The sequence below is a fragment of the Flavimaribacter sediminis genome, from assembly GCF_019492055.1.
In the GTDB taxonomy this organism is placed as follows: domain Bacteria; phylum Pseudomonadota; class Alphaproteobacteria; order Rhizobiales; family Rhizobiaceae; genus Flavimaribacter; species Flavimaribacter sediminis.
In genome coordinates this window covers 216,991-235,475 of sequence record NZ_JAICBX010000003.1, presented here as the reverse complement: position 1 = coordinate 235,475, position 18,485 = coordinate 216,991, and the positions used below count along the sequence as shown (strand labels likewise).

Sequence of the window (18,485 nt, the reverse complement as noted above, 5' to 3'; positions counted from 1 at the left end):
CCATTTCGCGGTGGCCGGCAAAGTACAACGCAGCTCTGTGCGCAGAATTCAGGTATTTTCTTCAGCGTATTAGCCGCGACGCCGTCTTATCTGCTCCGTATGGTTTGCAAATCGCGGAAAGTGTGGCAGTCAGAAATCTGAAATCGTCTTTTTGACTGTATCGGAAGCTTTCTATGTTCAAGCATGTGCGGAAGGAAACACCACTTTTATTCGGCGTCGTAATGGCGATCCTTCTCTATGGGCCGGCTGCTTTTTTGTTCGGCGACACGTTTAGTTTGCCGATTTTTCTCATGCTGTTCGTTGTGTTGTTCTGCGTGATGATGGCTATGTCCTTCTCCGCGGTTCGGCATGCGGATCATCTTGCAGATCTGCTTGGGGAACCGCTGGGCACGCTGATCCTGACGATCGCCGTCATTACGATCGAAGTCGCGCTGATATCGTCCATCATGCTGAGCGGCGACGCCGCGCCGACGCTCGCCCGGGACACCATGATGGCCGTGCTCATGATCGTCATGAACGGCGTCGTCGGGGTGGTGCTTCTGGTTGGCGGATTTCATCATCGCGAACAGGAGTTCAACCTTCGCGGCGCCAACGCGTTTCTGACCGTGCTGGTGACGCTTGCGAGCATGTCGCTGATCCTGCCGAAGTTCACGGTTTCGACATCCGACGCTAGTCTGAACAACACGCAGTCGGAACTCTTCGCCGTCATCACCATCGTGCTGTACGCAACCTTTCTGGCCATGCAGACCCGGCGCCACCGCTCCTTTTTCGTTCAGCCGCTTGCCGAAAATGCCTCCGAGGGCGGAGCCGAGCATCATTCGCATGGCGAAGCGAACTCAATCCTGTTTCATGCAGTGTTGCTGGTCGGCATTCTCGTGCCAATCGTGCTGTTGTCGAAGAAAATGGCGCTGCTCGCCAATTTTGCGGTGGGAACGTGGCAATTGCCGGCCGCTCTTGGCGGCGTGCTGATCGCCAGCCTGGTTCTCGCTCCGGAAGCGCTCGCGGCCTTCCATTCAGCGCGGGAGAACTACCTTCAGCGCGCCGTGAATATCTGTCTCGGATCGGCGCTCGCGACGATCGGGCTGACGGTTCCGGCCGCGCTCGCGATTTCGGTGTTCATCAATCAGCCGATTCAACTCGGCGTCACCAACACCGATCTCACCCTGCTTCTGCTCACCATGTTCGTCAGCGCGCTGACCTTCGGGGGCGGAAGGACCAACATGTTGCAGGGGGCGGTTCATCTCGTGATCTTTGTCGTCTACGTCGTTTTGATTTTCGATCCCTGACCCTTGGTTGAACGTCGCTTTGGCGGTACAGCAATACAGTTGAAGGCGGGTCGATTTCCCGCCAACGGGTGCTTCCATCCAAACGCGAAACGCTCTAATGGTTTCGTGGAAGGCGACAGATCTCGGATATGCGTCCCGCCGGTCGTGTCTTCAGTTTGCCGGTTCGGTTGGACGCCAGAGAATTGTGGGTAAGACCGTCTGACGGCAAAGGGAGATTCCTCTTGTGACTTACGTAAATATTTTGAGAGCCGGTTTTGTGTTCCTGATTGCTGCGGCTGTTGCGCCGTTTGCAACGGCGCACGCCGCCGAAGAAATCCTGCTGGCGCAGGCCACCACGAACAAGACGCCCAGAAACGGGCAGGAAGCGCCGACTGCAACCGGCGGCAACTGGATCGTTAATTGCACCGGTAGCGGCGCCTCCTCCGATATGCGGTGCGAGATGTTCCAGCAAGTGCTTCTGAAAGACACCAATCAGCGGCTTCTGCGTTTCACGATCCTGCCGCAACCGAATTCCGATCAGGATCTCATCAGCATGGCGTTGCCCCATGGCCTGGTGCTTCAGAACCCGCTGCGGCTGCAAGTCGACGACAACCAGCCGATCCCGTTGCCCTATACGCACAGCGACGGTTCCGGCGTGTATGCAAACGCCGTTCTCAAGCCCGAGTGGCTCGCTTCCTTCAAGAGAGGCAACGAACTCAAGATCATCTTCGACACGGTTGAAGGTAAAACCATAACGGTCAATCTCTCGCTGCAGGGCTTTACTTCCGCCAGCCAGAAATATGCGTCATTCTGACCGCGCCTGACCGGCGCGCCCATGGTTGTTCTGCGGGTCGAAATCGGTCAATGTGGCCAAAGGCCCGGCCGAGCGAACGCCGTCGGCGTCGTCCAAGGAGGTTGTCGCCATGCTCAATATCGCAGTTGACAGCGCAAAAAACGTCATTGTCGCCGAACCGCAAGGCTCGTTGACCGCCGAAGACTTCGAAGGACTTTCAGCGCGCATCGACCAGTATATCAATGACAAGGACACGGTGCCCGCGCTTGTCTTGAACGCGAAAGAGTTTCCGATCTGGAAAGATCTGGATTCACTTGTGGCGCATCTCAAACTCGTGCGCGAGCACGAGAAGATCGTGCCGAAAGTGGCCATCGTCAGCGATAGTGCGGTTCTTTCCGCCATGCCGTCGATCGTCAATCATTTCGTCGGGGCGCGTATTCGACATTTCAGGAGCGACGCCCTGAAAGAAGCTCTCGACTGGGCCTCCGTTATCGATCCGCCGGGACATTCCTTCCGGCTGATGGATGGTATGCCCGACGATGTTGTTGCTTGCGAAGTCGTCGGTAAACTGACGTCGAAGGACTATCTCGATTTCATGTATCCGCTGATCGAGCAGAAACTGAAGACCCACGATCGGCTTAAGTTTCTCGTGGTCATGGACGAGGATTTCGAAGGCGCAACGGCGTCCGCCATCTGGGATGACACCCGACTCGGGTTCAGCCATCTGCATTCCTTCTCGAAGATCGCCCTGGTGACGGATATCGGATGGTTGCGAAACAGCGCCAGGCTGTTTGCTCCTCTCATGTCGGGGCAGGTTCATCTCTTCGAGCGCGGGGACCTCGATGGAGCCATTGCCTGGATCAAGGCGTAGGCGGCGATAATCCATCAGGCTTCGGCAGTTGGCGCGGACGGACTGAACGAACGTCCGCCGCCCGTTGGGAAACTGTCACAAAGATCGGATAGGAGACTTTCTTTCGATCTTTCGCGAACGTCGCCATAACGGGTTTCACCCCCTTGTTCCTGGTTTCATCATGACCGACCCAGAGTACGCCCGAGCGGACGGAACTGTTCCGCAGTCCATTGATGTGACAGGCGCGCGGGCGCTTGTCGAAGGGCGTTTCGACGAAATAGTCGTTCGCATCGAGGCAGGGCGCATTGCCGAAGTTTCCGGATCTGAAGGCGGAGGCGGACGCGCGCGGCTGGACGGTCGTGGCCTTTTGCTGCTTCCCGGGATCGTCGATATTCATGGCGACGCTTTCGAGCGATCCCTGATGCCGCGCCCAGGCGTGCGGTTTCCGCCGGAACTGGCCTTTGACGAGGCCGACCGGCTGATGGCCGGTTTCGGCATAACCACCGCAATGCACGGCGTAACTTATTCCTGGGAGCCGGGTCTGCGGGGAAGGGACACTTTCCTTGCGCTCGCCGAAACCTTGCGCGCCCGGCGAGGCCGCCTGCGGTGCGACACGCATATGCATTTGCGCTTTGAGGTGCAAAACCATGATGGCCTTGAAGACGTGGCGCCGCTGATTGCCGACGGTTCGATTGGCGTCGTCGCCTTCAACGATCATCTGGCTGATACGCGCAACGACATGGAAAACCCCGAGAAACTCGCCCGCCATGCCGGTCGCACCGGATTGTCCGTGGACGCGTTTTGCAAGCTTGTGGACAGGGTTGCGCAAAGCGACGCCGAGACACAGGCGACGATTGAAGCGCTCGCCGACATGGCGAACGCCGCCGGCGCGCCGCTGCTCAGTCACGATGATCCTGATACACAGACGCGGGCCCGATACCGGGCGCTTGGCGCGTACACTGCCGAATTCCCGCTTTCAGGCGACGTCGCCGCCGACGCCCGCGCGCATGGGGAACACGTCGTCATGGGCGGGCCGAACGTGTTGCGCGGCGGAAGCCACAAGATTGGCAATCCCTCGGCCGCGGACCTCGTTGCCGACGAAGTGTGCAGCGTGCTCTCGTCCGACTACTACTATCCGGCGCCGCTGCACGCCGCTTTCCGTCTTGCCGGCGACGGAATACTGCCACTGGAGCGCGCCTGGGATCTCGTGTCAGCCAATCCCGCCGACGCGCTCGGGATGACGGATCGTGGCCGGATCGAAATCGGTCGCCGCGCCGATCTGTTGCTTGTCGATCCGGGATCCGACAGAGCTCGTTTCCCCAACGTCTTAGCGGCGCTTGTCGAGGGGCGCCAGGTCTTTCGGTCCGACGTAAGATGATCTGGCGCCAACGGCCTTCGAGTTCGTCGGTGGATGGAATCAGATTTTGTCGCGAAGACTGTAATAGAGCATCGCGAGCACCAGCAGGGGTTGGCGCAGGCCGGTTCCTCCCGGGAACGGCGCATTGGGGATCGATTCCATCAGGTCGAACCGCCTCGTCGATCCGTTGATCGCTTCGGCCAGCAGTTTGCCGCACAGCGTCGCCATGCCGATCCCGTGCCCGGAGTAGCCTGACGCCGACATGATATTCGGCTCCACCTGGGTGATGTGCGGCAAACGGTTGAAGGTGATGCCCAGGGTCCCGCCCCAGCCGTAATCGATGCGAACGTCCTCCAGCTGCGGATAGACCCTCAGCATGTAACGACGGACATAGGATTTTATATCACTCGGGAAGCGGTAGCCATATGTTTCGCCGCCTCCGAAGAGAAGCCTGTTGTCGGGCGACAGCCGGAAATAGTTGATGACGTTCCTTGAATCGGCGACCGCCGCATTGTTGGCAATCAGCGATTGCGCCAGCGCCGCATCCATGGGCTCGGTGGCGATGATGTAATTGTTGATCGGCAGCACGCGGGTCGACACGGCTTCTTCGAGCTCGCCAATGTAGCCGTTGCAGGCATAGACGAGATGATTGGCTTTCACGGTCGCCTTTTCAGTCATGACCGTCGGTGTCGGGCCGTTTTCGACCGCCGTGACGCGGCTGTTTTCAAAAATGCGCGCGCCGGCGGATCTGGCGGCTCTAGCCAGACCGAGCGCAAAATTCAGCGGATGCAGATGCCCGGCGCCGGAATCCAGAACGCCGCCGTGATAGGCGTCCGTCTGCATGATTTCGCCGAGTTCCGACTTGTCGATGAAGCGGATCTGCTCGTAGCCGTAGTCGTTCTGAAGTTTTTCGGCATAGGCCCTGCTGGATTCGACAAAGCGCCGTCGGTGATCGACGTACATGATGCCGCTATGATAGCCGCACTCTATCTTGTGGTCAGCAATGAGCTTGTGGACGAGCGCTTTCGATTCCTCCCCAAGCCGCCAGAGCGCCTGCGCTTTCTCCACGCCGAACATCGTTTCCAGTTGATCCTGGTCGACGCGTTGCCCCGAACCCAGCTGGCCGCCGTTGCGACCGGACGCGCCCCAGCCGACGCGGTTCGCCTCCAGAAGGATCACGTCCAGTCCTGACTGGGCAAGGTGAAGCGCCGTCGACAGGCCGGTGTAGCCGCCGCCGATGATGCAGACATCGCATTGCTCGTTCTGCTCAAGTTCGGGCAGATCCGGCTCGGCGTGGGCCGTTGCATGATAGTAGCTGTCGGGATAGGCGCCCGGGACGTCATTTTCGGAAAGAAGGTCCAAAATATTCCTTTCGTGTCGACCGATCGCAGAGATGATTATTCATACACCATCCGACCAGCCTGGGTCATCATCCGAGAATAGTGGTGGAATGCAGAATCAAGCCCACGGTATGGGTTTACATTCGTCCATCGGCGTGAAACATACTACTCAGTATGTTGCATCAGGGAGGATGTCATGGACTATTTGCAGGAATTGTTTTCGGTCACGGGCAAGAAAGCCCTGGTGACTGGCGGCGCGACGGGTATTGGCCGCATGGTCGCAACGGCGCTCGTCAGAGGCGGCGCTTCGGTCATGATCGCTTCGCGCAAGGCCGAGGCTTGCGAGGCGGTTGCTAGCGAACTCAACGCCATGGACGCTCCCGGGTCGGCTGAAGGCTTCGCTGGAAATGTTGCAACGGAAGAGGGCATTTTGGCCCTGGCCGACGCCGTTCGATCGCGCACTGACGCGCTTGACATTCTCGTCAACAATGCGGGCACGACGTGGGGCGAACCACTCGGCACATTTCCGTATCATGCCTGGGGTCGTGTGCTGGGCGTCAATGTGGCGGGCCTCTTTACACTGACGCAGGAACTGCTCCCCCTGCTCGAAAAGGCGGGTAGCGATGAAGACCCGGCGCGGGTCATCAATCTCGGCTCCGTGATGGGAACCCAACCGCTCGCTGAAGGCGCCTACTCCTATTCTGCCTCGAAAGCCGCCGTCCATCATCTGACGCGCATTCTTTCAAGCGAACTCGCCGGACAGCGCATCACGGTCAATGCGTTTGCGCCTGGCCCGTTCCAGAGCAATATGACGGCGTTCGCCACCGGGACCGACAAGCAGGTCGACACTGTATCCCAAGGCGTTCCGATCGGGCGGATCGGATCTCCGGACGACATTGCCGCTGCGACGCTTTATCTGTGCAGCAAGGGCGGTTCGTACATCACCGGAGCGATTCTGCCCATAGACGGCGGTCTTTCCGTCCACCATGGGAAGGGCCTTTTTGCAGAAGCCGCCCATACCGGCTGACGGATTTTCAGTGGCGGAATATACGCGTATAGAGCATCCTGTCCGTTAAGGGAGAGGTTTCCGAAGCGCGGATTTGGGAGGATTGCGCATGACGAAGACAAACGACCTTGCTCTCGAACCTCTCGGTTCGGAACTCGAGGCCGGCATTGCCGGCTTTTCGGGACTGAAGGAAATCAAGAAGTTCAACACGGGGCAATCCAATCCGACTTATTTGCTTACGGCGGCGAGCGGCAAGTATGTGTTGCGGGCGAAGCCGCCGGGAGAATTGCTCAAATCGGCGCATCAGGTGGACAGGGAATTCCGCGTCATGAAGGCGCTGAGAAGCAGCGGCGTGCCGGTGCCTGAGATGTTCTATCTGTCGGAGGAAGACTCCTCCATCGGCCGAATGTTCTTCGTCATGAACTACCTCGAAGGCCGAATATTCTGGCAGCCGGACTTGCCTGAAGTCGACGAGGCGGATCGATTCTCGATCTACGACGCGATGAACGCCGCACTGGCGGCGTTGCACGACGTCGATGTGGACACTGTCGGGCTCCGCGATTTCGGCAAGCCGGGCAGTTATTTCGAGCGCCAGCTCGGTCGCTGGACGAAGCAGTACCGGGCAAGCGAAACCGAGTCGATCGAGGACATGAACGTTTTGATCGAATGGCTTGAACGCCATCTGCCCGCCGATGACGGACAGGTTTCGCTGGTGCACGGAGACTACCGGATCGACAATATGATCTTCGATCCCGAAGCGCCGAAAATACTCGCCATTCTGGATTGGGAACTGTCGACGCTTGGTCATCCCCTGGCGGATCTGGCCTATCAGTGCATGCAGTGGAGACTGCCCCACAAGAGCGGTTTTCGCGGTCTCGGCGGCCTCGACCGGACTGCCATCGGCCTTCCGACCGAAAGGGAATATGTCGACGCCTATTGCGGACGGCGCAATATTGGCGAAATCAACAATTGGCCGTTCTATCTGGCGTTCTCGTTTTTCCGCCTTGGCGCAATTCTGCAGGGTGTGCTGAAACGGGCGCTGGACGGGAACGCTTCAAATCCGGAGCGCGCGAAGCAGATGGGCACGGCGGTGCCGGTTCTTGCCGCGATGGCGGTGGACATCACACGGGAGGGAGAGTGACGTGAGCGGACTATTCGAAGGGTCGACAGTGCTGATAACCGGCGCGGGCGGTGGTTTCGGCGGCGCGGCGGCGCGTCGCTATGCGGCCGAGGGCGCGAATCTGGTCCTTTCGGACTACAAGGCGCAGGCGCTGCAAATGACGGTCGATCAGGTCAATCAGGAAACCGGCGCCGAGATCGCGTTTCTTGCCGGAGATGTCGCAGACGAGAGCCTGTCGGAACAGCTTGTTTCTCTGGCGCTGGAGCGGTTCGGACGACTTGATGTGGCCCTCAACAATGCTGGAATCGTCCAGGACGGATTTACGAAACTTCCGAAAATCGGATCCGAAGAGGCGCGCCACGTCATTGATGTCGATTTGTTAGGCGTGTTCTATGCCCTCAAGCATCAGCTTCCCGCCATGGAGAACCAGTTCAGGACAACCGGCCAGGGCGGCGTTATCGTCAATGTCGCGTCCGTCGCCGGCGTCACCGGCGCATCCGGTCTCTCGGTCTACGCGGCCGCCAAGCACGGCGTGGTCGGCCTGACCCGTTCGGTCGCGCAGGAATATGCGCGCCTAGGCGTACGCATCAATGCGGTCTGCCCGTCCTTTGCGCGCACGCCGATGGCGACGAGCCAGCTCGGTCAGAACGTGCGCGGCAAGGTCCTCACAGAGGAGCAGATGGTCAGAGGGATACCGATGGCCCGGCTCGCCGAGGTGGACGAGATCGTGGAAGTCTTCGTCTTTGCGTCATCGCCGCATAACAGCTTCATGACAGGACAGACGCTGCATGTGGACGGCGGCCTGACCGGTTATTGAACCAACCGGTTTCGCCGTTTTACAGTTCTGTCGGCTTTGCGTCCTCAGTGTTCTTTCAGGCCGACGATGGTGCTGAAATAATCGGCGGTAAAGAAGCCAGGGTCGATCTCGACAAGCGCGGTGTGCTGCGGCCGTTCCATCCACATCGGGTCAACCGATCGCCGGCCGGTTGGCTGGAACAGCGTCTGTCCGATGCCCGGTCCCTGCGTCGTGACGGCCATGGACCCGCGTTGCTGCCGGTAGACGCCGGGTATGGTGAGCCAGGACAAGGCCATAACGTCATGCGGAATACATCCTTCGATGCCGCTGTGGCTGCGGTAGAAGCGGGTGTAGAACTGCGCCATGTCGGCCAGGAGTCCTCCGACCCGTGAATTCGCGCTTCGCAGATCGGCGAAGAACGAGGGTGACAGGACCACCGGCGTCGTCACGTCCAGCGGCGCCAGAACGAGCGGCCAGTCCGCCGCGAACACGGCGTCGGCGGCATGCGGATCGTTCCATATATTCGCTTCGGCAACGGGCGAAACGTTGCCACGGCGATAGACGGCTCCGCCCATCACCACGACAGACTTGACGCGCTGCGTGATCGTCGGGTCGAGTTCCAGCGCCTTTGCCAGATTGGTGAGCGGTCCAACCGCGCAAATGTTGATTTCACCCGGTATTTTTCGAGTGATCTCAACGAGATATTCGGCTGCGCCTTGATCGATGGCGCGCCTTTTGGGCGCGTCCAGGTCGATGTCTCCGAGGCCGTTATGGCCATGCACATAGTAGGAATGGGGATTGGGATTAATTTCCATTGGCCGGGATTCACCCTGGGCGACATCGGCGTCGTGACCGAAGAAGTCGAGGAGGCACAGGGCGTTGCGCGTTGCTTCCGCGGCGGAGACGTTGCCGAAAATCGTAGTCAACCCCAGAAGGTCGATCTCCGGATGGGCGACCGCATAGGCAATGGCCATTGTATCGTCGATACCCGGATCGGTATCGATAACTACCTTGTGTTTCATGGGGCGGATCCCTCGTGTCCCGAAGAAAAGAGAGATCGGTAGTGGCCGATCTTCATTGCAAGGTCAACACCTCCTGCAAGGCGGGGCGCTGTTGGCGGGCAATGCCGGCGCGCCGAACGAGTATCGCGGGCTGATTGCCGAGCTTGACGGCAAACCGGTCGGGATCGCGCATTTCCTGTTTCACAGGCATGGCTGGCGCATCGAGAATGTCTGTTACCTTCAGGACCTTTATGCAGATCCGGAGGCAAGGGGACAAGGCGTCGGTCGCGCGCTGATCGAAACCGTGTATAGCGCTGCAGACGCTGAAGGGCGCCCGTCGGTCTACTGGACGACTCAGGATTTTAATACCCAGGCGCGCAAGCTCTATGACCGGATTGAAACTCTTACTCCGTTCATCAAGTATCAGCGCTGATTTGGGTCAGGCCGGCTCAAGCACAGGCGCGCAATAGAGCGCATAGAGTGTTTCGAGAACTGCGCTGACTTCGTGGGAGGCGATGGAATAGTAGATCGTCTGCGCCTCGCGACGCGTTTTCACGAGATCCAGAGCGCGGAGTTTCGCCAGATGCTGGGATAGCGCCGACTGGCTGAGATTGACGTTTTCGGCCAGCGCATTCACAGACATTTCGCCTTTTACCAGGTTGCAGAGCACGAGAAGCCGGTTTGCGTTCGCCATGGCGCCCAGCAGGCAGGCCGCCCTTTCGGCGTTCTCCTCCAGTTTCTCCGTGTCGAGAGTCATTTCGTCTTCAATTACTGCCGTCATGTTCACGTCGGTTATCCATCGTCTTGCTCGCTTTCCGGGCGAGCGCCACCAATTCCGGCCTCAGTTGGGCCGCTGTCTTCAAAATTGGGTTGAATTCTACACGACTGACGCGCTCAGAGCGAATCATATCAAACCCCGCCGCATCGACCGTCGCCAATTTCCAGCCATCGCCGCTTTCTCCGGCGAGCGCTTTGGCGTAAAGATCGACGGCGTCCGAGTGGTCTTCGTTCATATGCGCGACCGCTCTTTCTTCCATCCCGGCGAGTTCTTCGTTGGCAGGCGAATCAATGCGGATGTCCTCGGGCGCAAGCCGGTAAGCCTTGCCGAAGCCGCCATTCAGGCTGGCGGACAACGGCTCAAGCCGAAAGAACAGGAAATCCGCGAAATCTGCGTAGAGCGCGGATTTGGGATGTCGTCTGAGAAAACGGCTTCGAACGGAAGCGTGACGGGGATCGTCCCGGTCGATCCTGACAGCAGAGCAGACAAGGCTGATGCGGGGATGGGCCAGCGGATCGCCCTTGCCGGGCTCCCCGACGAGCAGGCTTGAACGCGGATCGGAGAGCAGGCCGGACGTGTGCTCTGAAAGGCGGGACACGAGGATCACCGGAACGCCGTCGCAGGCGGTTGCGACAGCCACACGGCTGGCGAAAGGGGCGCCGGTGTCGGCGTGCAAAACCGCAAGCGCGCCGAAACGGGCGGTGCGGAAAAGCCGAGCCGCCAGCGCGCGCGCCTGTTCGTCCGTTTCGAGAATGGTCGCCTTTGTCTCCGCCATTGCCTAACTCGTGAATTTCGGCGCAGGTCCCGGCATCACGCCGTTTTGCGACGTAAAACTGTTTCGCGCCCGGTTGTGCGGATGGGACGCGGCTTCCTCGGGAGACAGAACGGGCGTCACGCAGGCGTCGATCCCCGAAAAGATCGTTTCCCATTCGTCCCGCTGCTTTTGCGCGAATGTATAACTCAGAAGCCGCCTCAGTTCGTCCCAGCGGGTCTGGTCGTATTGCGCTTTTTTCCATTCGGCGTCGATACCGAGCGTGTCGACGAGATTTGCGAAGAATTGCGGCTCGAGCGGCGCCACGGCGACGAATTTTGCGTCGGCGGTTTCATAGCAATCGTAGAAGGGACAGCCGCTGTCGAGCAGGTTTTCGCCGCGCGTATCAACATTCCACATGCCGGACGCGATGAAGGAGAAGACCGGGGTGGCAAGAAGCGCCGAACCTTCGACCATCGCCGCGTCGATGACCTGTCCCCGTCCGGTCCGGACACGCTCGAAGAGCGCCGCCAGCACGCCGGTGACGAGCATCATCGAACCGCCGGCGTAATCGCCGACGAGATTGAGCGGCGGCGTTGGGGGAGCGTTCTTGCGGCCGATGAGGGAGAGCACGCCGGACATCGCGATGTAATTCAGATCGTGTCCGGCGGTCGCGGACATCGGTCCGTCCTGACCATATCCGGTCATGCGAGCGTAGATCAGGCCCGGATTGACCTTATGCGCAGGCTCGGGGCCAAGCCCAAGCCGCTCCATGACGCCTGGTCGAAAGCCTTCCACCAGCACGTCGGCCGCCTCGATGAGGCGCATCGCTTCGTCATGGCCCTCCGGCGACTTGAGGTCGATCTCGCGGATCTCCCGCATCAGAATGTCGGGGTTGGTTTCGGGAGTCAGCTTTATAAAGGTAGAACCGCGCCTGGCCGCTTCGATGCGCGTGACCTGGGCGCCCATGCCGGCCAGAAGATAACAGGCGAAGGGGGCGGGCCCGAGGCCCGCCATCTCGACGATTTTGATGCCGTCGAGCGGTCCCTTCATGTCACTTGGGCGCCAGGCGAATGGACCCGTCCAGACGGATCGTCTCGCCATTCAGCATGGTGTTTTCCAGGATATGCATGACCAGGCTGGCGTAATCTTCCGGCGTGCCGAGGCGCGAGGGGAAGGGCACGGCCGCTGCAAGGCTTTCGCGGATTTCCTGGGTCATGCCCATCAGCATCGGCGTGCCGAAGATGCCAGGCGCGATCGTCATGACGCGGATTCCGAAGCGGGCGAGTTCGCGCGCCGCGGGAAGTGTCATGGAGTGGATGCCGCCCTTGGACGCGGAATAGGCCGCCTGGCCGATCTGGCCATCGAAGGCGGCGACCGAAGCCGTCGAGATGATCACCGCGCGTTCATTGTCGTCAAGCGGGTCGAGCTTTGAAGCGCGATCGGCGACCAGTCGCATCAAGTTAAAAGAGCCGATCAGATTGACGTTGATCACCCGGGAAAACAATTCGAGGTCGTGCGGACCTTCGCGGCCGACAATGCGGCCGGCGTTGGCGATGCCCGCGCAATTGATGAGAATACGCGCTTCGCCATGCGCCTCGGCGGCTTTGGCGACCGCTTCTTCGGCGCTCGATCCGCTGGCGACGTCGCAGGTCAGGGCGATCCCGCCGATTTCGTCAGCGACGGATTTTGCCTGTTCCGCATTGATGTCGAGCACGGCGACCTTGGCGCCGGCGGCGGCAAGCGCACGCGCTGTTCCGGCGCCGAGACCCGATCCGCCTCCCGTGACAATGGCGGCTTGTCCTTCTGTTTTCATCTCGAATCTCTCTCTTTGAATTCCTTGGCCGGAGTTCTGCGTGATTGTTGTCTGAGCCGCCTGTTAGCCAGCTGCAGGTTGGCTACTCGGTGGCAGATTGGCGATGACGGGTCAAGCCCTTCACAATGTCTTGCGAGGTTATCGAACCGACGATCCGGCCGTTGCTGACGATCCCCACGGCGCCGGGTTTGGCGGCAATCGAATCCAGAATGTCGACGAGCGGCGTGTCTGGAGCCGCCGTCGCCGAAAAGCTGTCTTGTGACGCTGCTTCGCTGATGCCCTCAGCCATGACGTCGGAGGCGATCAGCATGGTCAGCGGGTTCATGTTGGCGACGAAATCCGCGACGTATTCGTTGGCCGGGTTCTGGACGATTTCCTGCGGCGTGCCGCATTGCACGATCCGCCCGCCTTCCATGATGGCGATGCGATTACCAATCCGGAAAGCCTCGTCGAGATCGTGACTGACGAAAATGATGGTCTTTTGCAACTGCGCCTGGAGCTGCAGCAGTTCATCCTGCAGACGCGTGCGGATCAGAGGGTCGAGCGCCGAAAAGGGCTCGTCCATGAGCAGGATGGGCGCGCCTGTTGCAAAGGCTCTTGCAAGTCCGACGCGCTGCTGCATGCCGCCCGAAAGTTCGTTGACCTTGCGATCCGCCCATTGCGATAGCCCGACAAGGTCGAGTTGCTCGCGAACCCGTGTCTTGCGTTCGGCGGTGGAAACGCCTGCGAGCTCCAACCCGAAGCCGACATTGTCCTCGACCGTGCGCCAGGGCAGCAGCCCGAATTGCTGGAAGACCATGGCGACGCGGTTGGTTCTCAGCTTTCGAAGTTCTTTCGCTGAACATTGTTGCGGATTGACGAAACCGGACCCGCTGTCGACCAGCGTCTGTCCGCGCGCGATCGGGTTGAGGCCGTTGACGGCGCGAAGGAGCGTCGATTTGCCCGAGCCGGACAATCCCATGAGGACGATGATCTCGCCTTCCATGACATCGAGTTCTGCGCCGGCGACGCCGAGGATCTGTCCGGTCGTTTCCTGGATGGCGTCGCGGCTCTCGCCCCGGTCTATCAGCGGCAGAGCCAACGCCGGATTGTCGCCGAAGACGATATCGACATTTTCGAAACGAACCACCGGATCGCCAATCATTTACCGTCTCCCGCTCTAAGCACCCGATCAAGCACGATGGCGATGACGACGATGACGAAGCCCGCCTCGAAGCCGAGAGCGGTGTTGACGGAGTTCAGGGCGCGGACGACCGGAACGCCCAACCCGTCGGCGCCGACCAGGGCCGCGATCACGACCATCGAAAGCGACAGCATGATTGTCTGGGTGAGACCCGCCATGATTTGCGGCATGGCGTAGGGGAGTTCGACTTTCCAGAGCAACTGTCGCGGCGTTGCGCCGAACGCTTCGCCGGCCTCAAGCAGGGATTGCGGCGTCGAGGTGATTCCCAGATGCGTCAGGCGGATTGGCGCCGGCAGGACGAAGATCGCGGTCGCGATAAGGCCAGGAACCATGCCGATGCCAAAAAAGATGATCGCCGGGATGAGATAGACGAAGCTCGGCAGCGTCTGCATCAGGTCCAGCACGGGACGCAGCGTTGCATACAGCTTCGGCCTGTGGGCGGCGGCGATGCCCACAGGCACGCCGATCACCATGCAGACAATGCAGGCCGTCATGACGAGGGTCAGCGTTTCCGTGGTTTCCGTCCAGTACCCCTGGTTGACGACAAAGAGCAGGCTGAGAAGGACAAAGACGGTGATCGGCCACGACCTGCGAATGACATAGGCGATCGCGGTCAAAGCCAGGATAACGACAAGCGGCGGCGGCGTTTGAAGGACCCACATGATGGCGTCGATGACGGCTCCGAGAATTTCGGCCAGTCCGTCAAAAAACCAGTCGGCGTTTTCCGTGAGCCAATCGACGACGGCCTTGGACCATTTGCCGATGGGAATCTTGTACTCCGTCAGCCATTCCATGGCTGGTCCTCGCCTTTCCTGATGGTTCCCGTCACAATGGGACAGTGTCGGGCGCGCGTCACCATATCACTTTGTCGAAACGTTTCGAGAGAGTATTGCGGCGCGGTTCGCGCTTTGGCTGCAGAAATTAAAAGTCCGCCCCGGAGGCGACGCCGGGGCGGAGTGATCAGATGTGCCTCAGAGACCGAGGCTGGATTTGACGGCCGGCATGGCGTCGCCGCCGTCGAGGGTCGTAACGCCCTCGAGCCACGGAGCGAGCGCGTCCGGATTGGCCTTCAGCCAGGCTTTGGCCGCATCCTGCGGATCTTCGCCGTCGTCGAGGATCGCGCCCATGATCTCGTTTTCCATGGCGAGTGTGAACTTCAGGTTCTTCAGGAACTGGCCGACATTCGGACAGTCGTCGGTGTAACCGGCGCGCACGTTGGTGTAGACGGTCGCGCCGCCGAAGTCGGGTCCGAAAACGTCGTCGCCGCCTGAAAGGTAGGTGAGGTCGAAATTCGCGTTCATGGGATGCGGCGCCCAGCCGAGAAACACGATCGGCTGGTCGCGCTTCACGTCGCGCGCCACCTGGGCGAGCATGCCCTGCTCGGACGATTCGACGAGTTCGAAATCCTTCAGGCCGAACGTATCGGACGAGATCATGTCGAGGATCAGGCGGTTGCCGTCATTTCCGGGCTCGATGCCGTAGATCTTGCCGTCGAGCGCGTCCTTGTTTTCGGCGATCTTGCTGAAATCGTCGATGCCGAGCTTGGCGCCTGCGGCGTTGGTTGCGAGCGTGTATTTCGCGCCTTCGAGGTTCTCGCGAACCGTCTCGACCGATCCGTCTTCGCGGTAGGGCGCGATGTCGGCTTCCATGGTCGGCATCCAGTTGCCGAGGAATACGTCGATATCGCCTTCCTTGAGCGCGGTATAGGTGACCGGCACGGAAAGAACCTTTACGTCAGCCTCGTAACCAAGCGCTTCAAGAACGCTCGTCGTGGCCGCTGTGGTCGCTGTTATGTCCGTCCAGCCGACGTCGGAGAAGGTCACCGTGCCGCAGCTTTCCGGATCCGCCGCCAGAGACGGGGCGGCGATGGCCGCGCTCATGGCGAAAGCGAGAATGGATGATGTGATAGTCTTCATGCGGGGCCCCTGTTTTTCTGTTTTACACTTCCCCGCCTATCGCGCCATAAACAGCGAGAATTTGCAAGCTTTATTGAATGTGCGTTCAAAATAAATCGCCTGCCGCGCGAAAAATGACGCATAATCGCTACGTTGACAAGTGAAAGGACGCAAATGCCGAAGGTGGGAATGGAGCCAATCAGGCGCAAGTCGCTGGTCGAGGCGGCGATTTCGGCGATACACTCCAAGGGTTCGATCGACGTCACGATCCGCGAAATCGCCCAGCGCGCCGGTGTTTCGCAGGGGCTTGCCCACCACTATTTCAACAACAAGGAAGATCTGCTGCTGTCAGCCATGCGTCATTTGCTGGCGGAATACCGGCGCGAGGTGCGGGCGAAACTCGAAGAGGCGACAACGCCTCATGAACGTTTAATTGCCATCATCCGGGCCAGTCTCGGTTCCGAACAGTTCCGACCGGAGACAATATCGGTCTGGCTTGTGTTTTACGTCCACGCACAGGAGTCGGACAAGGCCCATGCGTTGCTGTCGATCTATTCGCGTCGGCTGCGATCGAACCTGATATACAATCTGAAACCGCTGATCGGCGCACGGTCAGGCGCTGTCGCCGAAGGCATGGCCTCGATGATCGACGGGCTCTATATCCGCAAGGCGCTCGGCAGCCTTCCTGCGGGCATGTCCGCTGCTGAACTGGTTGAAGACTATCTGGAAAGGCAGATTGGTCAGTAAGGCGGGGAAAACCGCTTCCCGCTGCTTGCCGCATGGAGCGCGGCTCCTATGGTGCGTCCGGACGAATTCGAATTCGGAATCGGGAATTGGCAAAGCTCTATTTCAGCTATTCGGCGATGAACGCCGGCAAATCGACGCTCCTGCTGCAGGCCTCCTACAATTACCGGGAACGCGGCATGCACACGCTGTTGTTCATCGCCGCCCTCGACGACCGGTCGGGCAAGGGCAAAATCGGTTCCCGCATCGGTCTCGAATCGGATGCAATTCCGTTTTCCACGCAGGACGATCTTTTCGAGATGATCCGTCGACAGCATGAGGAGACGCCGGCTGCCTGCATTTTTGTCGATGAAGCGCAATTCATGAGCGAAGATCAGGTCTGGCAACTGGCGCGCGCCGTCGACGAACTGGATATTCCGGCCATGACCTATGGACTGCGCACGGATTTTCAGGGTGCGCTTTTCCCCGGTTCAAGGGTGCTGCTCGCCATCGCCGATTCGCTCAGGGAAATCCGCACGATCTGCGAATGCGGGCGAAAGGCGACGATGGTCGTGCGTCTGGGCGCTGACGGCAAACCGCTTCGCGAGGGATCGCAGGTCGAAATCGGCGGCAACGACAGATATGTTTCGCTCTGCCGCCGTCACTGGAAAGAGGCCATGGGGCGTTCATAGCTGCGCGATGCGTCACCGTGTCATGTCCAGAGCCGGCAAATTGTGTATAGAATCCGCGTGTTCGACGACAACAGCCCGGGGGACCAAGCCATGTTTTCGAAATTCCTCGCCGCGATGGCCGTTTTCACGATATCCGCGACCGCGCCGGCGCTTGCCGACGGCGACCCGGCGGAGGGCGCCAAGGTTTTCAGGAAATGCAGGGCTTGTCATACGGTTGATCAGGAAAAGAACAGGGTCGGGCCGCACCTGGTCGGTATTGTTGGCCGTCCAGTCGCCAGCATTGACAGTTTCAAATATTCCGGCGCGATGACTGAATTCGGCGCCGACGGCAAAGTCTGGGACGAGGAGACGCTCACCGTCTATCTCCGCAAACCCAGGGCGCTGGTCAAAAAGACGACCATGGTCTTCGCCGGCTTCAAGAAGGACGGCGATATCGAGAACCTGCTTGCTTATCTGTCCGATCCTTCCGCGGCGGAATGACTGGTAAGCTCTGCCTGATGCTCGATGTCGACGGTGTGGTCGTCAATGGCCGCCCTGAAGACGGCCTGTCGTGGGCAACCGACATTGCGAACGATCTGGGGGTGGATCCGGCCGGTCTCCAGAAGGCGTTCTTCGAGCCACACTGGCCCGATATCGTCATAGGTCGGAAGAACCTGCTTGATGTCCTCTCCGCCTGCCTGCCCGCGCTGGCGCCATCAGTTACTCCGCAGGCATTCGTCGATTATTGGTTCGAAAACGATTCCAGGCTCGACGATTCGGTGCTCGCTGACTGTGACGCGTTGCGCGCAAACGGCGCGGCGATATTCCTGGCCAGCAATCAGGAGCATCTGAGAGCGAAGTATCTGATGGACCGTCTTGGTCTCGGCAAGCACGTGGACGGGATCACATATTCTGCGCAGATCGGCGCCAAAAAGCCCGACCGCGCGTTCTTCGACGCCGCCGTGAAGCGAAGCGGCGGCTCACCGCAAGACCTCATTCTTGTGGACGACACGATCGCCAATGTGGAGGCGGCGCGCGCCGCCGGTTGGCGTGCGGCCCATTGGGACCGGGGTTCGAGCCTGTCGCGCCTTGTCGAAGCTGCGTTTGGGAATGGAATGCCGCAAGGCAGGTGACTGCAAA

20 protein-coding genes and 1 pseudogene are annotated in these 18,485 nt (G+C 59.9%); 12 read left to right on the top strand and 9 right to left on the bottom strand.

Features of this window, described 5'->3' with window-relative positions; translation table 11 throughout:
- Positions 1-173: 173 nt before the first annotated feature.
- The 4 genes from K1W69_RS16755 to K1W69_RS16740 all read left to right on the top strand — a co-directional run bounded on the left by K1W69_RS16755 (position 174) and on the right by K1W69_RS16740 (position 4,286).
- A complete protein-coding gene (locus K1W69_RS16755) occupies positions 174-1,286 on the top strand; it encodes a calcium:cation antiporter (protein ID WP_220229574.1) in 1,113 nt (370 codons plus the stop codon).
- 223 nt (positions 1,287-1,509) lie between these two features.
- Positions 1,510-2,079, top strand: coding sequence for an invasion associated locus B family protein (locus K1W69_RS16750; RefSeq protein WP_220229573.1), 570 nt, complete (start codon positions 1,510-1,512; stop codon positions 2,077-2,079).
- Between the two features lie 109 nt (positions 2,080-2,188).
- A complete protein-coding gene (locus K1W69_RS16745; protein ID WP_220229572.1) occupies positions 2,189-2,929 on the top strand; it encodes a SpoIIAA family protein in 741 nt (246 codons plus the stop codon).
- Between the two features lie 160 nt (positions 2,930-3,089).
- Positions 3,090-4,286: an alpha-D-ribose 1-methylphosphonate 5-triphosphate diphosphatase gene (locus K1W69_RS16740; protein WP_220229571.1), complete on the top strand. Its 1,197-nt coding sequence runs from the start codon at positions 3,090-3,092 to the stop codon at positions 4,284-4,286.
- Positions 4,287-4,325: 39 nt separating this feature from the next.
- Here K1W69_RS16740 and K1W69_RS16735 read toward each other — a convergent pair whose 3' ends face one another.
- Positions 4,326-5,627 carry an NAD(P)/FAD-dependent oxidoreductase gene (locus K1W69_RS16735; protein WP_258571154.1) on the bottom strand — a complete coding sequence of 434 codons (1,302 nt, stop codon included), beginning with the start codon at positions 5,625-5,627 and terminating at the stop codon, positions 4,326-4,328.
- Positions 5,628-5,801: 174 nt separating this feature from the next.
- Between K1W69_RS16735 and K1W69_RS16730 the strand changes: the two genes are divergently transcribed.
- The 3 genes from K1W69_RS16730 to K1W69_RS16720 all read left to right on the top strand — a co-directional run bounded on the left by K1W69_RS16730 (position 5,802) and on the right by K1W69_RS16720 (position 8,548).
- Complete coding sequence (locus tag K1W69_RS16730) at positions 5,802-6,632, top strand: SDR family oxidoreductase (protein WP_220229570.1); 831 nt, start codon at positions 5,802-5,804, stop codon at positions 6,630-6,632.
- Positions 6,633-6,720: 88 nt separating this feature from the next.
- Positions 6,721-7,752 carry a phosphotransferase family protein gene (locus K1W69_RS16725; RefSeq protein ID WP_220229569.1) on the top strand — a complete coding sequence of 344 codons (1,032 nt, stop codon included), beginning with the start codon at positions 6,721-6,723 and terminating at the stop codon, positions 7,750-7,752.
- A 1-nt stretch (position 7,753) separates the two neighbouring features.
- Positions 7,754-8,548, top strand: a complete 795-nt coding sequence (locus K1W69_RS16720; protein ID WP_220229568.1) for an SDR family NAD(P)-dependent oxidoreductase — start codon at positions 7,754-7,756, stop codon at positions 8,546-8,548.
- A 44-nt stretch (positions 8,549-8,592) separates the two neighbouring features.
- Here K1W69_RS16720 and K1W69_RS16715 read toward each other — a convergent pair whose 3' ends face one another.
- Positions 8,593-9,549 carry a nucleoside hydrolase gene (locus K1W69_RS16715; RefSeq protein ID WP_220229567.1) on the bottom strand — a complete coding sequence of 319 codons (957 nt, stop codon included), beginning with the start codon at positions 9,547-9,549 and terminating at the stop codon, positions 8,593-8,595.
- Between the two features lie 118 nt (positions 9,550-9,667).
- Here K1W69_RS16715 and K1W69_RS16710 point away from each other — a divergent pair.
- Positions 9,668-9,961: pseudogene (locus K1W69_RS16710) on the top strand (GNAT family N-acetyltransferase); the annotation flags it as partial.
- Positions 9,962-9,967: 6 nt separating this feature from the next.
- Here K1W69_RS16710 and K1W69_RS16705 read toward each other — a convergent pair.
- From K1W69_RS16705 to K1W69_RS16675, 7 genes are all read right to left on the bottom strand, one after another.
- Positions 9,968-10,309 (bottom strand): ArsR/SmtB family transcription factor, encoded by a 342-nt coding sequence (locus K1W69_RS16705; RefSeq protein ID WP_258571153.1) that lies wholly within the window; start codon positions 10,307-10,309, stop codon positions 9,968-9,970.
- Entirely contained in the window at positions 10,293-11,081 is a 789-nt protein-coding gene (locus tag K1W69_RS16700) for a HugZ family pyridoxamine 5'-phosphate oxidase (protein ID WP_220229565.1), read from the bottom strand. The genes K1W69_RS16705 and K1W69_RS16700 overlap by 17 nt, the downstream gene beginning before the upstream one ends.
- Before the next feature lie 3 nt (positions 11,082-11,084).
- Positions 11,085-12,161: a CaiB/BaiF CoA transferase family protein gene (locus tag K1W69_RS16695; protein WP_258571152.1), complete on the bottom strand. Its 1,077-nt coding sequence runs from the start codon at positions 12,159-12,161 to the stop codon at positions 11,085-11,087.
- Positions 12,112-12,873 (bottom strand): SDR family NAD(P)-dependent oxidoreductase, encoded by a 762-nt coding sequence (locus tag K1W69_RS16690; protein WP_220229564.1) that lies wholly within the window; start codon positions 12,871-12,873, stop codon positions 12,112-12,114. Before K1W69_RS16690 ends, K1W69_RS16695 begins: the two co-directional genes overlap by 50 nt.
- Before the next feature lie 82 nt (positions 12,874-12,955).
- Positions 12,956-14,017 carry a choline ABC transporter ATP-binding protein gene (gene choV / locus K1W69_RS16685; RefSeq protein WP_220229563.1) on the bottom strand — a complete coding sequence of 354 codons (1,062 nt, stop codon included), beginning with the start codon at positions 14,015-14,017 and terminating at the stop codon, positions 12,956-12,958.
- Entirely contained in the window at positions 14,014-14,850 is an 837-nt protein-coding gene (gene choW, locus K1W69_RS16680; RefSeq protein ID WP_220229562.1) for a choline ABC transporter permease subunit, read from the bottom strand. Before choW ends, choV begins: the two co-directional genes overlap by 4 nt.
- A 177-nt stretch (positions 14,851-15,027) precedes the next feature.
- Positions 15,028-15,936, bottom strand: a complete 909-nt coding sequence (locus K1W69_RS16675; protein ID WP_258571190.1) for a choline ABC transporter substrate-binding protein — start codon at positions 15,934-15,936, stop codon at positions 15,028-15,030.
- Positions 15,937-16,125: 189 nt separating this feature from the next.
- Between K1W69_RS16675 and betI the strand changes: the two genes are divergently transcribed.
- The 4 genes from betI to K1W69_RS16655 all read left to right on the top strand — a co-directional run bounded on the left by betI (position 16,126) and on the right by K1W69_RS16655 (position 18,478).
- Positions 16,126-16,698 carry a choline-binding transcriptional repressor BetI gene (betI, locus tag K1W69_RS16670; RefSeq protein WP_220229560.1) on the top strand — a complete coding sequence of 191 codons (573 nt, stop codon included), beginning with the start codon at positions 16,126-16,128 and terminating at the stop codon, positions 16,696-16,698.
- Between the two features lie 86 nt (positions 16,699-16,784).
- Positions 16,785-17,366, top strand: a complete 582-nt coding sequence (locus K1W69_RS16665; RefSeq protein ID WP_220229559.1) for a thymidine kinase — start codon at positions 16,785-16,787, stop codon at positions 17,364-17,366.
- Between the two features lie 90 nt (positions 17,367-17,456).
- Entirely contained in the window at positions 17,457-17,846 is a 390-nt protein-coding gene (locus K1W69_RS16660) for a c-type cytochrome (protein WP_220229558.1), read from the top strand.
- Positions 17,843-18,478, top strand: coding sequence for an HAD family hydrolase (locus tag K1W69_RS16655; protein WP_220229557.1), 636 nt, complete (start codon positions 17,843-17,845; stop codon positions 18,476-18,478). The genes K1W69_RS16660 and K1W69_RS16655 overlap by 4 nt, the downstream gene beginning before the upstream one ends.
- The last annotated feature ends 7 nt before the right edge of the window (positions 18,479-18,485 follow it).

Excerpts from the sequence above, each read along its gene's own strand:
- K1W69_RS16755 (WP_220229574.1), top strand. The coding sequence starts at position 174 with ATGTTCAAGCATGTGCGGAAGGAAACACCACTTTTATTCGGCGTCGTA.
- K1W69_RS16745 (WP_220229572.1), top strand. The coding sequence starts at position 2,189 with ATGCTCAATATCGCAGTTGACAGCGCAAAAAACGTCATTGTCGCCGAA.
- K1W69_RS16740 (WP_220229571.1), top strand. The coding sequence starts at position 3,090 with ATGACCGACCCAGAGTACGCCCGAGCGGACGGAACTGTTCCGCAGTCC.
- K1W69_RS16730 (WP_220229570.1), top strand. The coding sequence starts at position 5,802 with ATGGACTATTTGCAGGAATTGTTTTCGGTCACGGGCAAGAAAGCCCTG.
- K1W69_RS16725 (WP_220229569.1), top strand. The coding sequence starts at position 6,721 with ATGACGAAGACAAACGACCTTGCTCTCGAACCTCTCGGTTCGGAACTC.
- K1W69_RS16715 (WP_220229567.1), bottom strand. The coding sequence starts at position 9,549 with ATGAAACACAAGGTAGTTATCGATACCGATCCGGGTATCGACGATACA.
- K1W69_RS16705 (WP_258571153.1), bottom strand. The coding sequence starts at position 10,309 with ATGACGGCAGTAATTGAAGACGAAATGACTCTCGACACGGAGAAACTG.
- K1W69_RS16700 (WP_220229565.1), bottom strand. The coding sequence starts at position 11,081 with ATGGCGGAGACAAAGGCGACCATTCTCGAAACGGACGAACAGGCGCGC.
- K1W69_RS16695 (WP_258571152.1), bottom strand. The coding sequence starts at position 12,161 with ATGGCGAGACGATCCGTCTGGACGGGTCCATTCGCCTGGCGCCCAAGT.
- K1W69_RS16690 (WP_220229564.1), bottom strand. The coding sequence starts at position 12,873 with ATGAAAACAGAAGGACAAGCCGCCATTGTCACGGGAGGCGGATCGGGT.
- choV (WP_220229563.1), bottom strand. The coding sequence starts at position 14,017 with ATGATTGGCGATCCGGTGGTTCGTTTCGAAAATGTCGATATCGTCTTC.
- choW (WP_220229562.1), bottom strand. The coding sequence starts at position 14,850 with ATGGAATGGCTGACGGAGTACAAGATTCCCATCGGCAAATGGTCCAAG.
- K1W69_RS16675 (WP_258571190.1), bottom strand. The coding sequence starts at position 15,936 with ATGAGCGCGGCCATCGCCGCCCCGTCTCTGGCGGCGGATCCGGAAAGC.
- betI (WP_220229560.1), top strand. The coding sequence starts at position 16,126 with ATGCCGAAGGTGGGAATGGAGCCAATCAGGCGCAAGTCGCTGGTCGAG.
- K1W69_RS16660 (WP_220229558.1), top strand. The coding sequence starts at position 17,457 with ATGTTTTCGAAATTCCTCGCCGCGATGGCCGTTTTCACGATATCCGCG.
- K1W69_RS16655 (WP_220229557.1), top strand. The coding sequence starts at position 17,843 with ATGACTGGTAAGCTCTGCCTGATGCTCGATGTCGACGGTGTGGTCGTC.